The 16008-nt window shown below is 56.3% G+C and carries 13 protein-coding genes; 8 read left to right on the forward strand and 5 right to left on the reverse strand.

The window, feature by feature from the left end:
- The first annotated feature begins 109 nt into the window (after positions 1 to 109).
- Positions 110 to 1327 (forward strand): amidohydrolase family protein, encoded by a 1218-nt coding sequence (locus ABD903_RS18255; RefSeq protein ID WP_345226720.1) that lies wholly within the window; start codon positions 110 to 112, stop codon positions 1325 to 1327.
- Positions 1328 to 1378: 51 nt separating this feature from the next.
- Here the strand turns inward: ABD903_RS18255 and ABD903_RS18260 are convergent, their stop codons facing one another.
- The 3 genes from ABD903_RS18260 to ABD903_RS18270 all read right to left on the reverse strand — a co-directional run bounded on the left by ABD903_RS18260 (position 1379) and on the right by ABD903_RS18270 (position 5090).
- Entirely contained in the window at positions 1379 to 2455 is a 1077-nt protein-coding gene (locus tag ABD903_RS18260) for a serine hydrolase domain-containing protein (protein ID WP_345226722.1), read from the reverse strand.
- A gap of 914 nt (positions 2456 to 3369) precedes the next feature.
- Positions 3370 to 4347, reverse strand: coding sequence for a nucleotidyl transferase AbiEii/AbiGii toxin family protein (locus ABD903_RS18265; RefSeq protein WP_345226724.1), 978 nt, complete (start codon positions 4345 to 4347; stop codon positions 3370 to 3372).
- Positions 4344 to 5090, reverse strand: a complete 747-nt coding sequence (locus tag ABD903_RS18270) for a type IV toxin-antitoxin system AbiEi family antitoxin domain-containing protein (protein WP_345226726.1) — start codon at positions 5088 to 5090, stop codon at positions 4344 to 4346. The genes ABD903_RS18265 and ABD903_RS18270 overlap by 4 nt, the downstream gene beginning before the upstream one ends.
- Positions 5091 to 5324: 234 nt before the next feature.
- Between ABD903_RS18270 and ABD903_RS18275 the strand changes: the two genes are divergently transcribed.
- The 4 genes from ABD903_RS18275 (at position 5325) to ABD903_RS18290 (ending at position 7924) form a co-directional block, all read left to right on the forward strand.
- Positions 5325 to 5765 carry a hypothetical protein gene (locus ABD903_RS18275; protein ID WP_345226728.1) on the forward strand — a complete coding sequence of 147 codons (441 nt, stop codon included), beginning with the start codon at positions 5325 to 5327 and terminating at the stop codon, positions 5763 to 5765.
- 10 nt (positions 5766 to 5775) lie between these two features.
- Entirely contained in the window at positions 5776 to 6147 is a 372-nt protein-coding gene (locus ABD903_RS18280) for a hypothetical protein (protein WP_345226730.1), read from the forward strand.
- 2 nt (positions 6148 to 6149) lie between these two features.
- Positions 6150 to 6527 (forward strand): hypothetical protein, encoded by a 378-nt coding sequence (locus ABD903_RS18285; protein ID WP_345226732.1) that lies wholly within the window; start codon positions 6150 to 6152, stop codon positions 6525 to 6527.
- Positions 6528 to 7039: 512 nt separating this feature from the next.
- Positions 7040 to 7924: a type IV toxin-antitoxin system AbiEi family antitoxin domain-containing protein gene (locus ABD903_RS18290; protein WP_345226734.1), complete on the forward strand. Its 885-nt coding sequence runs from the start codon at positions 7040 to 7042 to the stop codon at positions 7922 to 7924.
- On the opposite strand, the gene ABD903_RS18295 is transcribed toward ABD903_RS18290, so the two are convergent.
- Positions 7921 to 8814 carry a nucleotidyl transferase AbiEii/AbiGii toxin family protein gene (locus tag ABD903_RS18295; protein WP_345226737.1) on the reverse strand — a complete coding sequence of 298 codons (894 nt, stop codon included), beginning with the start codon at positions 8812 to 8814 and terminating at the stop codon, positions 7921 to 7923. The genes ABD903_RS18290 and ABD903_RS18295 overlap by 4 nt on opposite strands.
- A gap of 229 nt (positions 8815 to 9043) precedes the next feature.
- Between ABD903_RS18295 and ABD903_RS18300 the strand changes: the two genes are divergently transcribed.
- The 3 genes from ABD903_RS18300 to ABD903_RS18310 all read left to right on the forward strand — a co-directional run bounded on the left by ABD903_RS18300 (position 9044) and on the right by ABD903_RS18310 (position 14735).
- A complete protein-coding gene (locus tag ABD903_RS18300; protein WP_345226739.1) occupies positions 9044 to 10051 on the forward strand; it encodes a site-specific integrase in 1008 nt (335 codons plus the stop codon).
- Positions 10052 to 10291: 240 nt separating this feature from the next.
- A complete protein-coding gene (locus ABD903_RS18305) occupies positions 10292 to 13267 on the forward strand; it encodes a tetratricopeptide repeat protein (RefSeq protein ID WP_345226740.1) in 2976 nt (991 codons plus the stop codon).
- Between the two features lie 394 nt (positions 13268 to 13661).
- The gene (locus ABD903_RS18310; protein ID WP_345226742.1) at positions 13662 to 14735 is read left to right on the forward strand and encodes an HNH endonuclease domain-containing protein; all 1074 of its coding nucleotides are present in this window, start codon (positions 13662 to 13664) and stop codon (positions 14733 to 14735) included.
- 5 nt (positions 14736 to 14740) lie between these two features.
- Here the strand turns inward: ABD903_RS18310 and ABD903_RS18315 are convergent, their stop codons facing one another.
- A complete protein-coding gene (locus ABD903_RS18315) occupies positions 14741 to 15895 on the reverse strand; it encodes a cysteine desulfurase family protein (RefSeq protein ID WP_345226744.1) in 1155 nt (384 codons plus the stop codon).
- Positions 15896 to 16008 lie beyond the last annotated feature (113 nt).

Here is a 16008-nt window from a genome sequence, read left to right on the forward strand (position 1 = left end):
TGAATCAAATTTTTGGCAGTTTTCTTACACGCGTATGCGCTATCGGTTCAACCTCCTATTCAGCTGCTTTCTGGTTTTTCCCTGGCTGCTTTGGGCTCAGTCAGCGGGGGTGACAGCCATCAAGGCCGGCCGCTTGTTCGACAGTGAGCGGGGCATTGTGCTTACCAATCAAATCATCATAATCCGGGGCAACAGTATCACAGCGGTCGGGAAAGGCATTGCCATTCCACCGGGCGCCACGGTGCTTGACCTAAGCCAGTATACGGTCCTGCCGGGTTTGATTGAAGCCCACAGCCACTTGCTGATGGAGCATCCGGGGGACGAGGACAATACGCTCACCGTCACCAAGGCCGTGACCATGGAAGGCGATGCGCTGCGGGCGCTGCGGGGGGCGGCCCGTGCCCAATCCTACCTGGATGCGGGCTACACCACCGTGCGCGACCTGGGCAACTCCGGCGTTTATGCTGACGTGGCCTTAAAGCGGGCTATTGACGAAGGCACCCTGCCCGGTCCCCGGCTCTACGTGTCCGGCCCGGGTCTCGCGCCGGAAGGAGGCCAGGTGCCAGGCCTCATGCCTGGGCAAACCCAATTGATAACGGGCGATTACCGCATCATTCGCGGGGTAGAAGATGCCCGGCTGGCTGTGCGCGAGCACGTCTATCACGGGGTTGATTTAATTAAAATCTACTCCAACAGCTCCCCTAACAAGACGTACCTGTCGGTGCCGGAAATGCACGCCATTGTGGAGGAAGCGCACCTGCACCAGTTGAAAGTCACCGCCCACGCGACCACGGACCTGGCCATCCGCCGCGCCTTGCAGGCAGGCGTGGACGGCATTGAGCACGGCTACGTGGTAGCCGATTCGACCCTGCGCCGGATGCGACGGCAACACGTCATCCTGGTGCCAACGGACATGGATTTTCAGCTCGCGCAAAGGCAGGTCGACAAGTTACGCATGAACCTAAGTGCCGAGCAGGTCCGCACCCTGGCCAAACCCTATCACGACCGCCTGCTCCGGGCCCGGCAGGCGGGTACGACCATTGCGGCCGGCTCCGACATGTACATGGGCCTGGGCCTTTCCCGCGGGCAGGCCGCCAAACGGTTGCTGTTTGCTTATGCGGAGGCCGGTCTGCCCCTGGCGGATATTTTACGGGCCGCCACCTGGAACGGGGCGCTGCTGCTGGCCGAACCCCGCCTCGGGCGGCTCCAGGCCGGAGCCTGGGCCGACATCATCGCGGTCAAAGGCAATCCCCTGGAAAGCTTGTCGTCGTTAGAGGGCGTTGCCTTTGTCATGAAGGCCGGCGTGGTCATAAAACCAGCACCGTAGCGCGTTGGCTCCTTACGCCAACAACTCTCCTGCCTCAGCCCTGTTCGGCCCTTAGTCGGGGAACAGCACTCCCATAAGCACCTGGCTGACTTTCCTGGCGACGTCCGGGGATTGGTTGGTGGCCACAAACAGCACCGTGCCGCCGTCGCGGGGGTCCAGGTAGCGGACATAATGGACAAAGAATATGTCGTTGCTGCCTCCGTGCGAAACCACCCGCGTGCCGCGTTTGGACTCGTACACCGACCAGCCGTAACCGTACGAGATGGCCCCGCCGGGCTTTTTGGCAACGTAAGGCTGGTAGAGCTTGGCCTGTGTAGCTGGCGCCAGTATCCGGCCCCCGGCCAGGGCTTGGTGCCAGCGCCACATGTCTTGCGCCGTGCTGAGCATCCCGCCGTTGCCGCGCAGGTTCCACGAGGGTCCGTCCGGCGCCCAACCTTTGGTCATGGGCTTGCCCCAGCGGCGCTCGCGCACGTAACCCACGGCGACGGTTGAATCGGGCCAGGTTGTCAGTCGATAACCGGTAGCGGTGAGGCCGGCAGGCTGAAAAAGCCGCTGGTGCAGGTATCGCTCGTACGGCAGGCTACTGACCCGCTCAATAACTACGGCCAGCAGCGAATACCCCACATTGGAATACTGATAGGCGGAACCCGGCGCAAATACCAGTTTGCTGCGCAGGGTCTGGCGAAGAAAGTCCGGCTGGCTGAGCCATCGTTCGTCCCGGCCCAAATATTCGCGCAGACCTGCCGTGTGCGTCAGCAGCTGGTGCAGGGTAATGCCGCGCTTGTCGGCCGGTGCCGAGGGAAAATACATGCCCAAGGAGTCTTGCACCGTCAACCTGCCGTCCTGCTCCAGGGCCAAGATGGCCGCGGCAGTGAACTGCTTAGTCAGCGAGCCGACGTCAAAGGCTGTAGCAGGACCGTTGCGAACGTGACGCTGCCGGTCCGCGTCACCGTAGCCCTGCTGCCACACCAGGCTGTCGCTGCGCCCGACTAGCACCACCCCGGCAAATCCGGTTCCTTCCAAAGCAGCCTTTAGGCGCTGAGGCAGGTCCACGGGCAGCCCGGCAGGTGGTACGACGGGGCGGGAGCTGCTGATAAGCAACGCGGATAGAAGCAGAAGGCAAAACATAAGGAAGAGAGGTATCCAACATCCAAAGCACTTCCTAAGCGCCAGGCATGCGCGGCAGGAAATAATCTCCCGAGGGAATGGCCAAACGTAGGGCAACCGGCGGTGGGCCCCTAGTACAATCCGCAAAAGCATTTTTTTTCTCCGCCAACACACTTACAAAGTGACGGGTTTGCTGCGTGGCTCACTGGCTGACAGCTGTAGTTCATGTTAAGCCCTACCTACTTATCTGGACACAGTTAGCTCTTGCTGCAAACTCTTTAGCAGTTGCTCATATGATTCCGGGCAGAGGCGCACAGTGGGCTCGGCGGCCGTGCAATACAAGAAGGTGGGGTCAGCCAGCGCTACAGCACGGGCCCAGGCAGCTTCGGAAACGTCAGCGGAAAGGGATAGGTAAGGGGTGAATTCTTCTTGAATGAGCCGAATGACCAGCTTCTGCACGGTAGGGCAAATGCTGGAAAAGCGGCGATAAGGAATCGCAGCCATAGAAAATGTCAACGGAAAGAATGGGAAACGCCCTGCCTGCAGCCGCGGATTTGGACTGGGCAGGAAACAGCTCATCAGCGCAGGAGCCACTAAGGCGCTGCATTTTGCTGATTACAGGAAGTGGAATGTGTTATTCCAGAGAGCCCACAAACAATGCTGGACGCTGCTGGATGGGCAGAGGCTGCCGTTGCGCCCAGCGCAGCCAGTCCGCAGTGAGGTCTGCTGACGAAGGACAACGGTGCAAATCAGAAGATTTTAGGGACAGCATGTTCGGCAGTCGGTAAGCGGGGCAAAACTAAAGAATAAGCCTGAAAAAATGGCCTCCGGGCTCTTCATGGGCACTTAACCGGTTTTGTCATGCCCCGGTTTTGTTTTTTTACGCCTTCCGGTTCGCCCAGTTTAGTCTGATTACCCGGCGAAATCCGGCTTTCTCACTGTTGGTCAAATGCAACCAACCGGGCCGCGATTCCCCGCATGGTGTGCATCACCTGGTCAAATTCTGGTGCCGGCTGGTGCAGCAGTTCCGGGAGCTCGCGCTCATAGGCCCGGCGGGCCTGCTCCAGATTTACTGCCTCGCTCTGGTAGGCCCAGCACTCGCTCAGGGGCCGGCTTTTCCACTCGTGGGTGGGGCCCTTTACGCCGGCGGTGACATCATCGGCCTGCACGGCGCGCAGCAGCGCAAACAAGTCTTCGCCGGGCAGCAGTGCCGCTACCTCGGCGTGGCCGGCCAGCTTGTGCAGGTCGTAGAGGTGCCGCACCTTGGCGCTCACGTCCACGGCCGGGTCGGGCTCGTAGGACGCCCGCACCAGGGCCATGATTTTCTCGGCAAAGGTGCGTCCCAGGCTGAGCACATTGAAGTCGAAGGAGTGCAGCCCGAACTCGTCCAGTTCCGCCGCCAGCCCCCGCGCCGCAAACACATCAGCGATGTAGCAGTTCAGCGGCAGCCGCACCACGGGGTGGGGTTCGCCAAAAGCGGTTATCTCCAGCAGAATGTTTTCGCCGGCCACGGTGGAGGTGTGCGGGAACGTGCGGGGGTAGCGGTGGTACACGCGCCGAATCTGCCCCAGCTTGTTGTTGCCCGGCACTTCCGGCAGCTCTTCCGCCGTTCCTACCCCTACAGCCGCGTGGTGCACCTGCCGAATGAGGGTCCGCACTGCGGCGCCGGTGCGTCCGCCCAGCAGCACGGCCAGGTCCACATCTTCTGAGAAACGGTCAATAAGTCGGTACGCTTTCGAAAGGGACGTGCCACCTTTAAATACGACCTCGCCCGCCACGGGCGACTCGGCCAAGTTGCGCAGCACCCACGTCACCCAGTAGTCTTTCTCAATCAGGGCCTGGCTCAGCCCCGTTTCGGTGGCGGTCAGCAAAATGGCCTCGCCGAACACGTCGGGCTGGCGGTGCAACGTCATTGGATTCGCCACAGGTCGCGGTTGGGTAAGTCGGCCGCGGACAAGCCGAGGCGGTAAATGGTCAAGGGGTTCAGGCTTTGGCGTAGCGCCGGCGTGAGGGCCTGCTCGCCGATTTGTTCCAGCAGGGCGCCCAGCAGGGCGCGGGTAGCGGGGTTGTAGGTCAGCGCTAGGGCCACCAGGCGGCGTTTGTCGGCGAGCGGCAACTTGCGCACCTTTTCCCGCAGCTGGACAATTAGTTTGGCCGGCCGGGCGTCGGGCACGCGCTTGATGCGGCGCAGCGCGTCGAGCAACTGCCGCAGCGCTACTTCTTCCGGGCGGCCGGCGCCAGAATTGCGCACGTAGCGCACGCGCACCGTCCCGATTTGCCTGGCGGGCTTGGGCCGGGGCGTGGCAATCTCAATTTCCCGCGGCACCTGGGTCGTCAGCCCGAGCCGGTTGAAGATGGCCGCGCCGGTGGGGTAGTCCAAGCCTCCGGTGGCCGGGGCCTGCAGCAAGGATTCCAGTACCTGCTGCTCGCTGGGTGGTACGGGCCCAAAGCGGCCGGTCGGGGCCACCCGGTAGCGGCCCTTGGCCACGCGCTGCACCTGCCCCGTGCGGGTCAGCCGGTTCAACGCCGAGGCCACGGAGGGCGCGCTCAAGCCCAGTTGCTCGAAGTCTGTGAAGCGCACAATCTGCCCCGGCGTCAGCTGCTGCAGACGCCGCAGCAAGCGCTGCTGAGTAGGAGAAGTGCGAGAACGGGCCATGGCTGGTAAACGAAAAGGGAAGATACATCATCAAACGAAGCGCAAAGTTTTTTTGATTAAAAACTTTGCGCTTAACAAATCAACTCGCTGATTTAGAATAACAAGCAATAAAATGTGTTATTCAGCACCATCCCGAACTCCATTGGTCAGCTACGGTGGCCAGTCCAATGAATCATGCAGACTTTGAGGCATCCACTAGATTTGACGCAATGTCTTGCCCTTACTCCGCGCCGTATGCCCTTGACTGCTGCTACTGACTTGCCTGAGCTGCTGAAGCAGGTTGCGCGGGACCTGAACGACCCAACCGTATACTACTTGCTGGGCGCGCACTATTACGACCGCGACAACCACCCGCGGCGCCGGCACTATCCGGGCGTCTTTTCCTTGCACCACGGCGAGGTAGCCAACCTGGAAGTTGGGAGTGATTTCCTGGCCTTCGACACGGCGCTGGTGCGCTACCCGGAAGACGACGAGCCCCACGCGCCGGGTTCCTGGACTGACCGCTTCCGCGCAACCATTCCCTTCGGGCAGCTTTACCAACTCCTGCGCAAAGTCGTGCCGTCCGGGCAGTCAGTGGGCGAAACGCTTACCTTTCTGCCCGTGGACGCCGTGTATTACAACGAGCGGGTGCACCGTGAGCATTACCCGTCCCCGTGGACAATGAACCAGCCCTGACCACCCCGCTATGCCTCGTGCTCCCCATGCCTTAGAAACGGTACTGCAGCAGCTGCAAACCGACCTATCGGACCCGCAGCATCACTTTATGGTGTGCACAACCTACTTTGAATCGGAGAGCGGCCCGGTCATGCTCGGCACCCTGCACCTGCACCAGAGCACGGTGTGGAATCTGCAAATCGGTGCTGAAGGCTTTACCTGCGAGGTACTGCTCCAGCCCGGCAGCCAGCAGCCCCGCTCGTCGGTCCGCGTATCCTACGCCAACGTCTGGCAGGTGATGCGTGGCAATAATCCGAACTTCAATGCCGGTAAACGGGCAGGTTTACTGTACGAAAACAACCACGCCTTATCCACCTTTGCCCGGCAGGGACTGGCTGAATAATCATGGAAGAGCTGCTCCAGCCACGCCACCCCCTCGACAAGCACCACCAGGCCCAGCTGCAGGCCTTGCAGCAGCTGCCCGAAAGCCAGCGGGCCGAGATGGCCCGGCTGTTCCGCCTGGGCAACGCCACGTACCGTTACCAGCAACTGGCCGACGGGGAAGTAACGGAAGATGATTACCAGCACTGGCTGCAAGGATTGCCCGAGCGCTTTCGGCAGGCCATGGAGCAGGGCGGCTTTGCGGGCGCTAAGTCCAGCCTGGCCCTGCGTCGGCATGCGCTGGAGCGGCGCGACGTGGGCTACTCCGCTTTCATGCAGGCCATCCTCTCACCCGAGGACTGGGCCTTTGAGCAACAACAGCGCGCTGCCGCTGGGCTGTAGAATGACTTATTACTGGGGCGCCCCTCTCTGTTTCAATGGCTGGCTTCTGGCAGAAGCGACGCAGCCCCGTGCCCAGTGAGCCCTTGCTGAGCCCATTGCCATCGTACGCCCCCGCGCTAGAAAGAGGCCCTGCGTGCTGGAAAACCGCTTTTGCGAAATCCACCCCGGGCATGATGAGCCCATTGTGAGCACATTGGCTGAGCAGTAAACATAAAAAAGGTGCTGTTGTAAGGTTTACCCTGGTCTTAACCTTAAAGACTTCCTTTGCCTTAAACCCAAGGCCGGCTGCGGAATAATTGGCGGGTACTGGATTACGGTCAATGACCTGAATAGCCAATTTAGCTTTGACCTTAGCAGGTACTAGTACCTGCTAAGGTACGAAATAAATCTGAACTGGTTGCAGCGAAAACGTCCTCGATACTCCCTCATAACTTGACTTTGTCAAAAATAGCTTGTAACTTTGCCTGAGTGCCTAAGGTACTAGTACCTTAGGCACCTTGAATATTTTCAAAATGGCCAACAAAACGCGCTTTCAGATTGCGAAAAAGGATATAATGGCCTTTTTTAGCCAGCGGGAACAGCGCGTATACCGGGAACGGGAGTTAGAGCAGTTGCTGGCCCAGCAACGGGAGGGCTGGCGCCTGGCCGCCGGCACCCGGGTGCGAGATTTTCTCGACCTGATGCTGGATGCTACGCCATTGCGGCCGGTAGTTGTCCAGGCGGGTGGTCAGACCAAAACCTATTACACTTGGGGCGAAGTAACTGCCTTTGAGCTGGGCAGTCACCTAGTGCCACGCGCTTACCTGTCGCACTACACTGCGCTCTACCTACACGGCCTAACCGAACAGATTCCCAAACAGATTTTTGTCAATCAGGAGCAGAGTGCCCGGCAGCCGGTTTCGCTGCCCGAGCTGACCCAGGCCGAGCTGACGGCGGCCTACGCCCGCCCCGCGAAGCTCACGCTGCCCAGCGCGTACTACGGCGACTATGCCTTTGTGCAGCTGCATAGCAAATTCACGGGTCAACTCGGGGTGGTCACGCAGGAGCACTTCGCCGCCGGCCGGGTAACCCTGACCGGGCTGGAGCGGACGCTGCTGGACGTGACGGTGCGGCCCGAATACGCCGGGGGCATCTACCAGGTGCAGGAGGCCTACCGGCTGGCCGCGGGCCGCGTTTCCATTAACCGGCTCCTGGGGCTACTGACCAAGCTCAACTACCGCTACCCGTACCACCAGGCGGTGGGACTCTACCTGGAGCGGGCCGGTACCTACAAGGCCTCGCAGCTGCAGCTCGTGCGCAAGTTTCAGCCGGCAACCCTGGACTTCTACCTGGCGCACCAACTAGTCAACCCGGCCTACGATGCCCAGTGGCGGGTGTATTATCCGGCACATTTCTAGGCCGTAGCGGCCGGGCTGGTTGCCGAGGGCTCCAGCAGGTGGCTGAAGTTGGTGACGACGTAGTCGAAGTACGCATCAAAGCCCAGCAGTTGGGTGCCGGCCGTCACGTTTGCTTCCACAGACTTGTAATCGGCGCGGTGCAACTCGCGGTACTCGGCGATGGTTGCCAGGTAAGACTCAGGTACGCGCTTGGCACCGAACACCTGCCGCAGGGCCTCCAGGGCGGCGTCACTGGTCGAGTCAATGGTAAACTCGTGGGCGAGGGTGTAGATGTCGTAGAAATCCCGGGCCCGGCCAACCGACTTATGCCCGCCCACAATCGCGCTGTAATCGGGTATCTGCTGACAGATGGCCCGGAGCTTCTCAAAGACGACGAGTTGGGGCGGGTACACGTAATAGGTGTAGCCGTTGAGGGTTTTCTCGACCTTTAGCTCGCAGTATTCGAAGGGGCTGATGTCGACCGTGAACTTGCGGTTCTGCTGCGCGTCAAACGTAAGCGAGTTGCGCCGCAGGCCGGCCAAATCGCCCGCGTGCTGGCGAGCCTGGGCGACCGGCGTGAGCTTGAACTCCAGCAGGTAGCCGCCCCAGAATGATTTCAGGTGCTCGGCGAGCTTGCTGGGCCGCTGCTGCCAGCGCACGTCGAACGCGTGCAGGCCCTCCTCGGCAAATACCGTTACCAAGGACCTTTCAATGGTGACGAACGTGGCCTCCAGGTCCTCAAAATCGTCGGCCATGGAAAAATCGAGGTCGGCCGAGCCGCGGTTACCCACCTCGTAGGCAATGCTAATGGCGTTGCCGCCTTTGAGCACGAGCTTTTCCATGAGCTCGTCGTCGGCCACCATGGCAATAATAACCAAACGCTTAATTTTATCGAGCAGCGATAATTCCATGCCTTAAAAGTACGCATTGCATGGGTGGGCTCCGAAACGGCCGGACTGAGCAGAAAGGCACTTGTGTGAAACGCTGAGTTTAGACATCATAATTGTTACTTATGATACCTAAACACTCTCGCGGCACTTATTCAAACTTAGGTTCCATAACTGTTCATTATCGGACCTAAGTTTACTGTATATTTGGCTAGCGTTTGCAACCCCACAGTTTGCAATTGCAAACTCATAAATGGCACAAAAGGGAAAAAAGAATCTACCGGCGGTCACCGCTGACTTGCCGGCCCTGGCGCTGGCCAACGACCTGGCTGGACAAGTAGCACCCAACGTCGGTCGCTACCTGACCATGGGTCTGGAAGGAGCCGAGAATACCCGCTTGGCGTATTCGGCCGACTTACGCAGCTACGAAGCCTTCTGCGCTGCGCACGACTTTACAACCTGGCCAGCCGACGTGGCTACGCTTGCCAGCTACGTCGCCCATCTGGCCGACATCCCGCGCAAGCTGGCCACCATCAACCGGCACCTGGCCGCTATCGAGAAAAACCACCAGCTGCTGGGGCTTCCCTCGGCCATGAGCGCGCCGGCGCTGGACGTGCTGCGTAAAGGTGTGGCCCGGGCCGTGGGCAAAAAGCAGAAACAGGCCCCGGCCTTTTCGGTGACGCACCTGAAGAAATGCATCAGCGAGCTTGACTTAACCCGGCCCGAAGGCGTACGCGCGCGCGCACTCCTATTAATAGGCTTCACAGGCGCCTTCCGCCGCTCTGAGTTGATAGCGCTGAATCTGGAAGATATTGAATTAACGGACGCGGCTCTCGTCCTGACGCTGCCCAAAAGCAAAACCAACCAAACGGGCGAGCTGGAACAGAAAGCCGTGTTTTACGCTTCCAATCCGCTGTTTTGCCCCATTCGGGCCTACAAGGCCTGGGTGGAGTTGCTGGGTGGCCGCACTGAGGGGCCCGTGTTCGTCTCGCTCGCACGGGGCAAAACCGGGGAAGTGGGCACGCCATCGCGCCGGCGGCTGTCGGACCGACGGGTAAACTTGCTGGTGAAAGAGCACCTGGGCGAGAAGTACTCTGCGCACTCGCTACGCGCATCCTTCATCACCACGGCCAAACTCAACGGCCAATCCAACGAATTCATTAAGAACCAGACCAAGCAGAAAACGGATGCCATGATTAGCCGCTATTCCCGGCTCGAAGACATCATCGCCTACAACGCGGCGCACTCATTGGGTTTGTAACTTGGCGCACCTATTATATAAGGTATTGAAAACCTGCTCCAGCCCCGGCACCCACTTAATAATTACCATCAGTCGCAGCTGGAGTTCCTAGCTGCGCTCCCCGAAGAGCAGCATCTGCAGGGCGGATACTGGGCGTTACATCGTGATGTCGGCTAGTTATAGCCAGCGCTCCTCAACGTCCTAGCTGGTTGCAGAAAGCAGCTACAAGACCATTAGCACCGATGCTGTTAGGTTGACCATATGAGTATCATGAATAATGATGAGCGCTTGCTTGATTTGTCAGCAGCAGCCTATTTCCTCCGAATCACGCCTGAACTACTCGCTGCATATGTCAGGAATGCTCCCAAGAAAGGACATAACAGGCGGTTAGTTACCGTGGAGAAAAATGGCCAGACATTGTTCCGTCGAGGCGATTTAGAAGCCTTTGATGCTTATTTAAGAGAACCTTGGTCCGTTAGCGCGCACCCGCGGCCAGGGATTCCAGACTACATTGTTCAATACCTCGGCGTAGAGTGCGGCGGAAAATGCGCACGATGCGGGGAGGGATTTAAGCTTGAAACAGCTCACATAGAGCCGTATGCAACGAGCTTATCTCATCATCACCATAATCTGATCCGCCTCTGCTCGCAGTGTCACTCAGAGTTTGATGATACACGTATTCTTCCTCCGGATGAGATCCGCGCGTTGAAGGACAAACTGATTGAGCAACTCCAGGAACGGTCAGCACGAAGGCTGCAAACGTGGCCAACGGCTGGCTCCTTTATTCCCACGCCGTCTCCTACTTTTATTGGCCGCGATTCAGAGGTAAGCAGCCTGGTGGATGCAATTAAACATAAACGCATATTGTGTATTCAGGGGCCTGCGGGAATTGGTAAAACCCAATTAGCCCTTAACGCCTTGGGTCAATTTCAAAAAAGCACTGCCTCTAAAGTCGTGTGGCTTGAAATAGAAACGATTACAACGATAGCCGATCTTAAACTGCGTATCTGGTCAGCTCTAACCTCGCATGGAATACAGCCAACGTCATCTCTAACAGAGGTGATGGATGAAGCGGTTGGGCTGATGGCCCTTGATGGCGTAGAAGCTGTTGCACCTGCACTTCTAGAAGAACTTGAGGACTTCTTCTCACATCTGATTTCACGAACGCGCTTAACAAAACTCCTTTTTACTTCGCAAGTCGAGCTTCTCAGTATAGAACCTGATTTTATCATTAGCCTTCAACCATTAAGTGAAACCTCAAGTGCTGATTTGCTAAAAGCCCTTATTAGCACCCATCCGCACAACTCCAATGATGATGCAAATGCCATTCTCAGACTTCTGGCTTTCTCGGATGGTCATCCCCTTACCATCAAGATAATTGAAGGTTTACTCCGCTTTTTTAAGTCAGCGCGGGTAGTAGGAGAGCGAGTGGAAAAATATGGGGCGGCAGCCTTAATTAATCCAACTCGTAAGCAGCAAACCAAGGCGACATCGTTGGAAGTATGTCTCGCTGTAGCATATGAGGCACTTTGTCAAGAAGAACGTAACGTTCTGTTCCTGGTTTCTCATTGCCCAGCTGGATGCCTCGCAGTTATGCTCGAGCGCCCCTATGCGTATGGGTTAAGGGACAGCCAAGCCGCCACAGCCGGGCTATCAAGGTGGAATTTGATATACTTTGATTCTGATTGGGCGCCTGGGCAACGTCTGCTCGCTTTATCACCGATCCGCGCTTATATACAACAGCAGTACAAAGATGATGTAGACACTGCGAACGCCTTATTTTTAGAACTGGCAAATGACCTTGCTATTCAGGCAGTTGCTATAGAAGAAACTCATACTCAACGAGGTGATGTACGGACTGGCTTCATACGATTTAATCAAGAATTTTTAAATTTTAATTACATATTCGATGAGTCAGCGAAACACTCAAAAGTTAATCCCGAATTTCTACAACCGATAGTTGCAATAGCATCTGCTGTCCAGACTTTCTGTTTCTTAAGTGGACTTACAGGGCGGGGAATCGAGATCATGCGGGTAGGTGCCGCAGCAGCTGTACAATCGGGCAATCTCTTTCTGGCTTCTGAACTTTTACTACAGCTGATTAGCCTCGCAATGCATGGCAGGCACAGTGACCAAGTCCAGCAAGTCGTGTCGGAGATTACGCATCTTGCCAATGGCTCAACCGACGTAGGTCTACTGGGCAACGCCGCAATGGCGCGCGGGCTGTTGGCCAAACACGAAGGTCATCTCCAAGAGGCCGAACAACACTACATCGAAGCTAGCGCATATTTTGAGCAACCACGGCCTGCCCGGACACGCAATTCCACTGAAAAGGAGAAACACGGAACTTATGGGGATGAACGAATGCTCGCGCTGTCACTTATGGACTTGGCTTTCACATACGAAAAAACACTTCGGCAGACAGATGCATTAGAAATGTATCAAAGGGCGCTTTCCCTGATGTTCAAGACAAAAGATAACGTCAACTATGGCTCTGTCTTAAATCAAATGGGAAACTGTTACTCGGATTTGGGTGAGCACGAGAAAGCCTGTGAAGCCTACACTGAGGCCTCTATTCGCTTCTACGATATACAGGCTTCAATTCACATCGGAACCAGCTTAGGTGAGTTAGGCTACCTCCTGCTCGACTACATTCCGAATGAGCCGGTTGAAAGCATATTATCTTCAGAATTACTCGAAAGTGGCCTTATCGATGTCGGAGAAGAGTGTGCCCGTGTCTTTCATATAGAGGTTAACCCATTACCTGCTGCAGAATGTATTCGTTTAATAAGAAAAGTGGTTGGCATATCGATCCTCGTCAGCTTTACTCCATATAGCAATCTTCTTGAGGCCTTCAGTGAGCAGTTAAGGCAGGACATGGTTAAACCATTATTAGACCAGTACTTAAACGGTAAAAGGGACATGGCGAACGATGGCCTGCCTCTCATGCACCTCGATATTATGAGTTCCTTAATTTATAATATATGGTATTCATGTGAATTATCATTTGATAACCAGAAGGTAACAATTGCAGATATTGAGCTGTATGCTGAGCTTTGTTATCGCCAAGGTTATCCAGTATGGCAGATGTTTCGCCTTTATGATTGGGTTACTGCGCATCTGAGCCGTAGACACAAGATTAAAGGCCTTACGGCATCGGTACTTCAGGAAGCAATTGAGAATCACTTTGAAACAGGGACGCCATTTACGTTACCGATGTACCCCGCAAAACAATAAGCTTACTTGGTCCTAGTGCCTAGCAAAGCCGTTGGCTGCCAACTAAGTGAAGTCAGCACCGAAGAGATGATGCTTACTTACTTCACGACGCACGCATGGCTAATACAAACAAGTAGGGCAACTGACCTCACCGGCTCTCCAGCCCACTCGCCCTTCACGCTTCTAGGCGCGTTGGGCTTCACGGCGCAGGTAAACAAGTTAAACCCAGAGCTACATTACGCATGACATGCAAGCCCCGACAGCCGGCCTGTGCAGTGCAGAGAGATGCTACGCGCTGGCTAGTATCTGGAATAAGGGTCGAGTATTGAGGCCTTGTTATAAAATGGGTCGGCAAACACTATATATTCAAGCAACATAATTGAATATAATGCAACAGTTACCCCAGAGCGACACTGTGAACGTAGCTGCTTTGTCAGCCGTCTTTGCCGATACGACTAATTCCTACAAATTCTATTGGCTGCTGGCCATCCTTGACTGCTTACGCGATACGGGTAACCCGCGGATGTCCATGCGGGACCTCTCCATGCGCATGCTGGCCAATGTATGGTATCCACTAGATTACTTTAAACTCTCGTTTGGAAGCCGCGATAGCTTCAAACCTATCGCCGTGTTTGTTTCCCAACACATTGTCGTAGACAATGCGCCCAATGCGCCTGCGCTCCTTAGCCAGCTATTGTCCTTGCCTCCGCCCCAGCAGTTAGAGCTCGAGCATTTGGTTAAAAAGCTGATTAAGTGGGTTCCTTATCGCTTTATCCGGCCCATGTTTGCTTCGGAAGCCCGTGGCCTGCATGATCCCAAAGTCAACGCACTAGTCATAGCGGCTGCTAACGCTTCTACCCGGGCCCCTTACTGGTTTGACGGGGACAGCATCGTAATGCACGACGCTTGGCTGCAGTATTTCCAACAGCACCAAGCTATTCTGCGCGGGTTCACTTACTGGCATTTGGTGCGCTTCCTACAAAAGAACAACCCCAACGTCACTGGCCTGACAGAAAAGCTAGAAAAGCCGGGCCTAAGGGATTTGACCGTCGCCAACCGGTTCTGGAAGGGATATTTAACGGCCCACGCAGAGTTGACCTGCATTTACTCGGGTCAAATTGTGACGACCAGTAATCTAAGCCTAGACCACTTCCTGCCCTGGTCTTTTGTGGCCCACGATCAGCTGTGGAACATTATTCCAACGCCTAAGAGCGTAAATTCAGCCAAGAGCAACTGTTTACCCTGCTTGGACAGATACTTCGAGCCCTTCGCTCAACTGCAGTTCGACGCGTTCCACTTTCACACCGACAAAGGGCACAACAAGCTGTTGGAGGATTATCACCTCCTGTTTGCGCAAGACCTAGCGGCAATTCAACAAATGCCTTACCCTACTTTCCGGGCTGAGTTGCACCAGCAAATCGCTCCACGCCTTCAAACCGCGCAGAACCTAGGGTTTGCTCATGGGTTTGAGTACGGCACCCGTGGCTAAGGCAATTAGGCAAGCAGCAAGGCAAGTTGCCAATAAGCGGCAATGAGCAGTCCGGCTGCTGTCCGCATTTCTTCGGCCGTTGTGAACCGCCCCAGCCCAAAACGAACGGTACTAAAAGCATGCTCCCGGCTAAGGCCAATCGCTAGCAGTACCCGCGAAGGCTCTACACTTCCAGACTCACAAGCTGCGCCCGTACTGGCCACTACCTCCGGCAAATTAGCCAGCAAGGCTTCTGCATCCAATCCAGTGAAAGTAAGGCTGGTATTGTTGGGAAGTCGTTGTTCTCGCGCTCCATTAACGACAATAGACGCTAACTCTTCGCACAAGTGCTTTTCAAATTCATCCCGCAGAGCGGCCGTGCGCTGGTTTTCGGAAGCTAGCTGCTCTGCTGCTAGCTCACTTGCCACTCCCAGCCCAACAATAAGGGGCACGGGTAAGGTGCCCGACCGTAGTCCACCAGCATGGCCACCGCCGTACATCAGAGGAATCAGTGGCAATTGTAGGCCGCCTCCTCGAATCCAGAGCGCTCCAATGCCTTTGGGGCCGTACATCTTGTGCCCACTTAGCGAGAGCAAATCCACTCCCAGTTGCGTTACGCCCAGAGCTATTTTGCCAATGGCCTGTGAGGCATCACAATGCATCAGGGCACCCCGAGTATGAGCCAGTTCGGCTAGCTCCGCTATTGGCTGGATGGTACCGATTTCGGAATTCGCTGCTTGCACGGAAACCAGCAATGTTTCTTCGGTAATCAGTTCCCGAGCTTGGTCCAACCGCACTCGTCCGGTCTCATCAATCGGCAGATACACCAAGTCCCATCCTAGTTCTGCCAAATGCTCCAAAGGAGCAAGCACGGATTTGTGCTCAATAGCGGTAGTCACCAGTCGGCGTCTAGTCCCTCCCCGTTGCTCATGGCGACGCGCCGCCCCCAGCAGCGCCAAGTTGTTGCTTTCCGTAGCCCCTGAAGTAAACACTATTTCTTCTGGCTCGCCTCCTAGCAGTGTTGCAACCTGGGCCTGGGCAGCATCTACGGCCGCGGCCGCCGCCTGGCCAAACCCGTGTGGACTCGACGCATTGCCGTAACCCTCAGAGAAAAAGGGAATCATCGCTGCTACTACGCGCGGGTCACAGGCTGTTGTGGCATGGTTGTCTAGGTAAATCATCTCGGCAAGTAAGCAACATGGCGGCAATCCTGCTTAATTAGGTGTAGTTTTGAAGATGGAAGAAGGCACGTTTTTCAAAGAACAAACGAGCCTTCATTGTTTGGGGTACCCAT

The organism is Hymenobacter koreensis, from assembly GCF_039541855.1.
Taxonomy (GTDB): domain Bacteria; phylum Bacteroidota; class Bacteroidia; order Cytophagales; family Hymenobacteraceae; genus Solirubrum; species Solirubrum koreensis.

Bases quoted from the DNA above. Each gene is read 5' to 3' on its own strand.
- ABD903_RS18260 (WP_345226722.1), bottom strand. From the start codon at position 2,455: ATGTTTTGCCTTCTGCTTCTATCCGCGTTGCTTATCAGCAGCTCCCGC.
- ABD903_RS18265 (WP_345226724.1), bottom strand. From the start codon at position 4,347: ATGACGTTGCACCGCCAGCCCGACGTGTTCGGCGAGGCCATTTTGCTG.
- ABD903_RS18270 (WP_345226726.1), bottom strand. From the start codon at position 5,090: ATGGCCCGTTCTCGCACTTCTCCTACTCAGCAGCGCTTGCTGCGGCGT.
- ABD903_RS18275 (WP_345226728.1), top strand. From the start codon at position 5,325: ATGCCCTTGACTGCTGCTACTGACTTGCCTGAGCTGCTGAAGCAGGTT.
- ABD903_RS18280 (WP_345226730.1), top strand. From the start codon at position 5,776: ATGCCTCGTGCTCCCCATGCCTTAGAAACGGTACTGCAGCAGCTGCAA.
- ABD903_RS18285 (WP_345226732.1), top strand. From the start codon at position 6,150: ATGGAAGAGCTGCTCCAGCCACGCCACCCCCTCGACAAGCACCACCAG.
- ABD903_RS18290 (WP_345226734.1), top strand. From the start codon at position 7,040: ATGGCCAACAAAACGCGCTTTCAGATTGCGAAAAAGGATATAATGGCC.
- ABD903_RS18295 (WP_345226737.1), bottom strand. From the start codon at position 8,814: ATGGAATTATCGCTGCTCGATAAAATTAAGCGTTTGGTTATTATTGCC.
- ABD903_RS18300 (WP_345226739.1), top strand. From the start codon at position 9,044: ATGGCACAAAAGGGAAAAAAGAATCTACCGGCGGTCACCGCTGACTTG.
- ABD903_RS18305 (WP_345226740.1), top strand. From the start codon at position 10,292: ATGAGTATCATGAATAATGATGAGCGCTTGCTTGATTTGTCAGCAGCA.
- ABD903_RS18315 (WP_345226744.1), bottom strand. From the start codon at position 15,895: ATGATTTACCTAGACAACCATGCCACAACAGCCTGTGACCCGCGCGTA.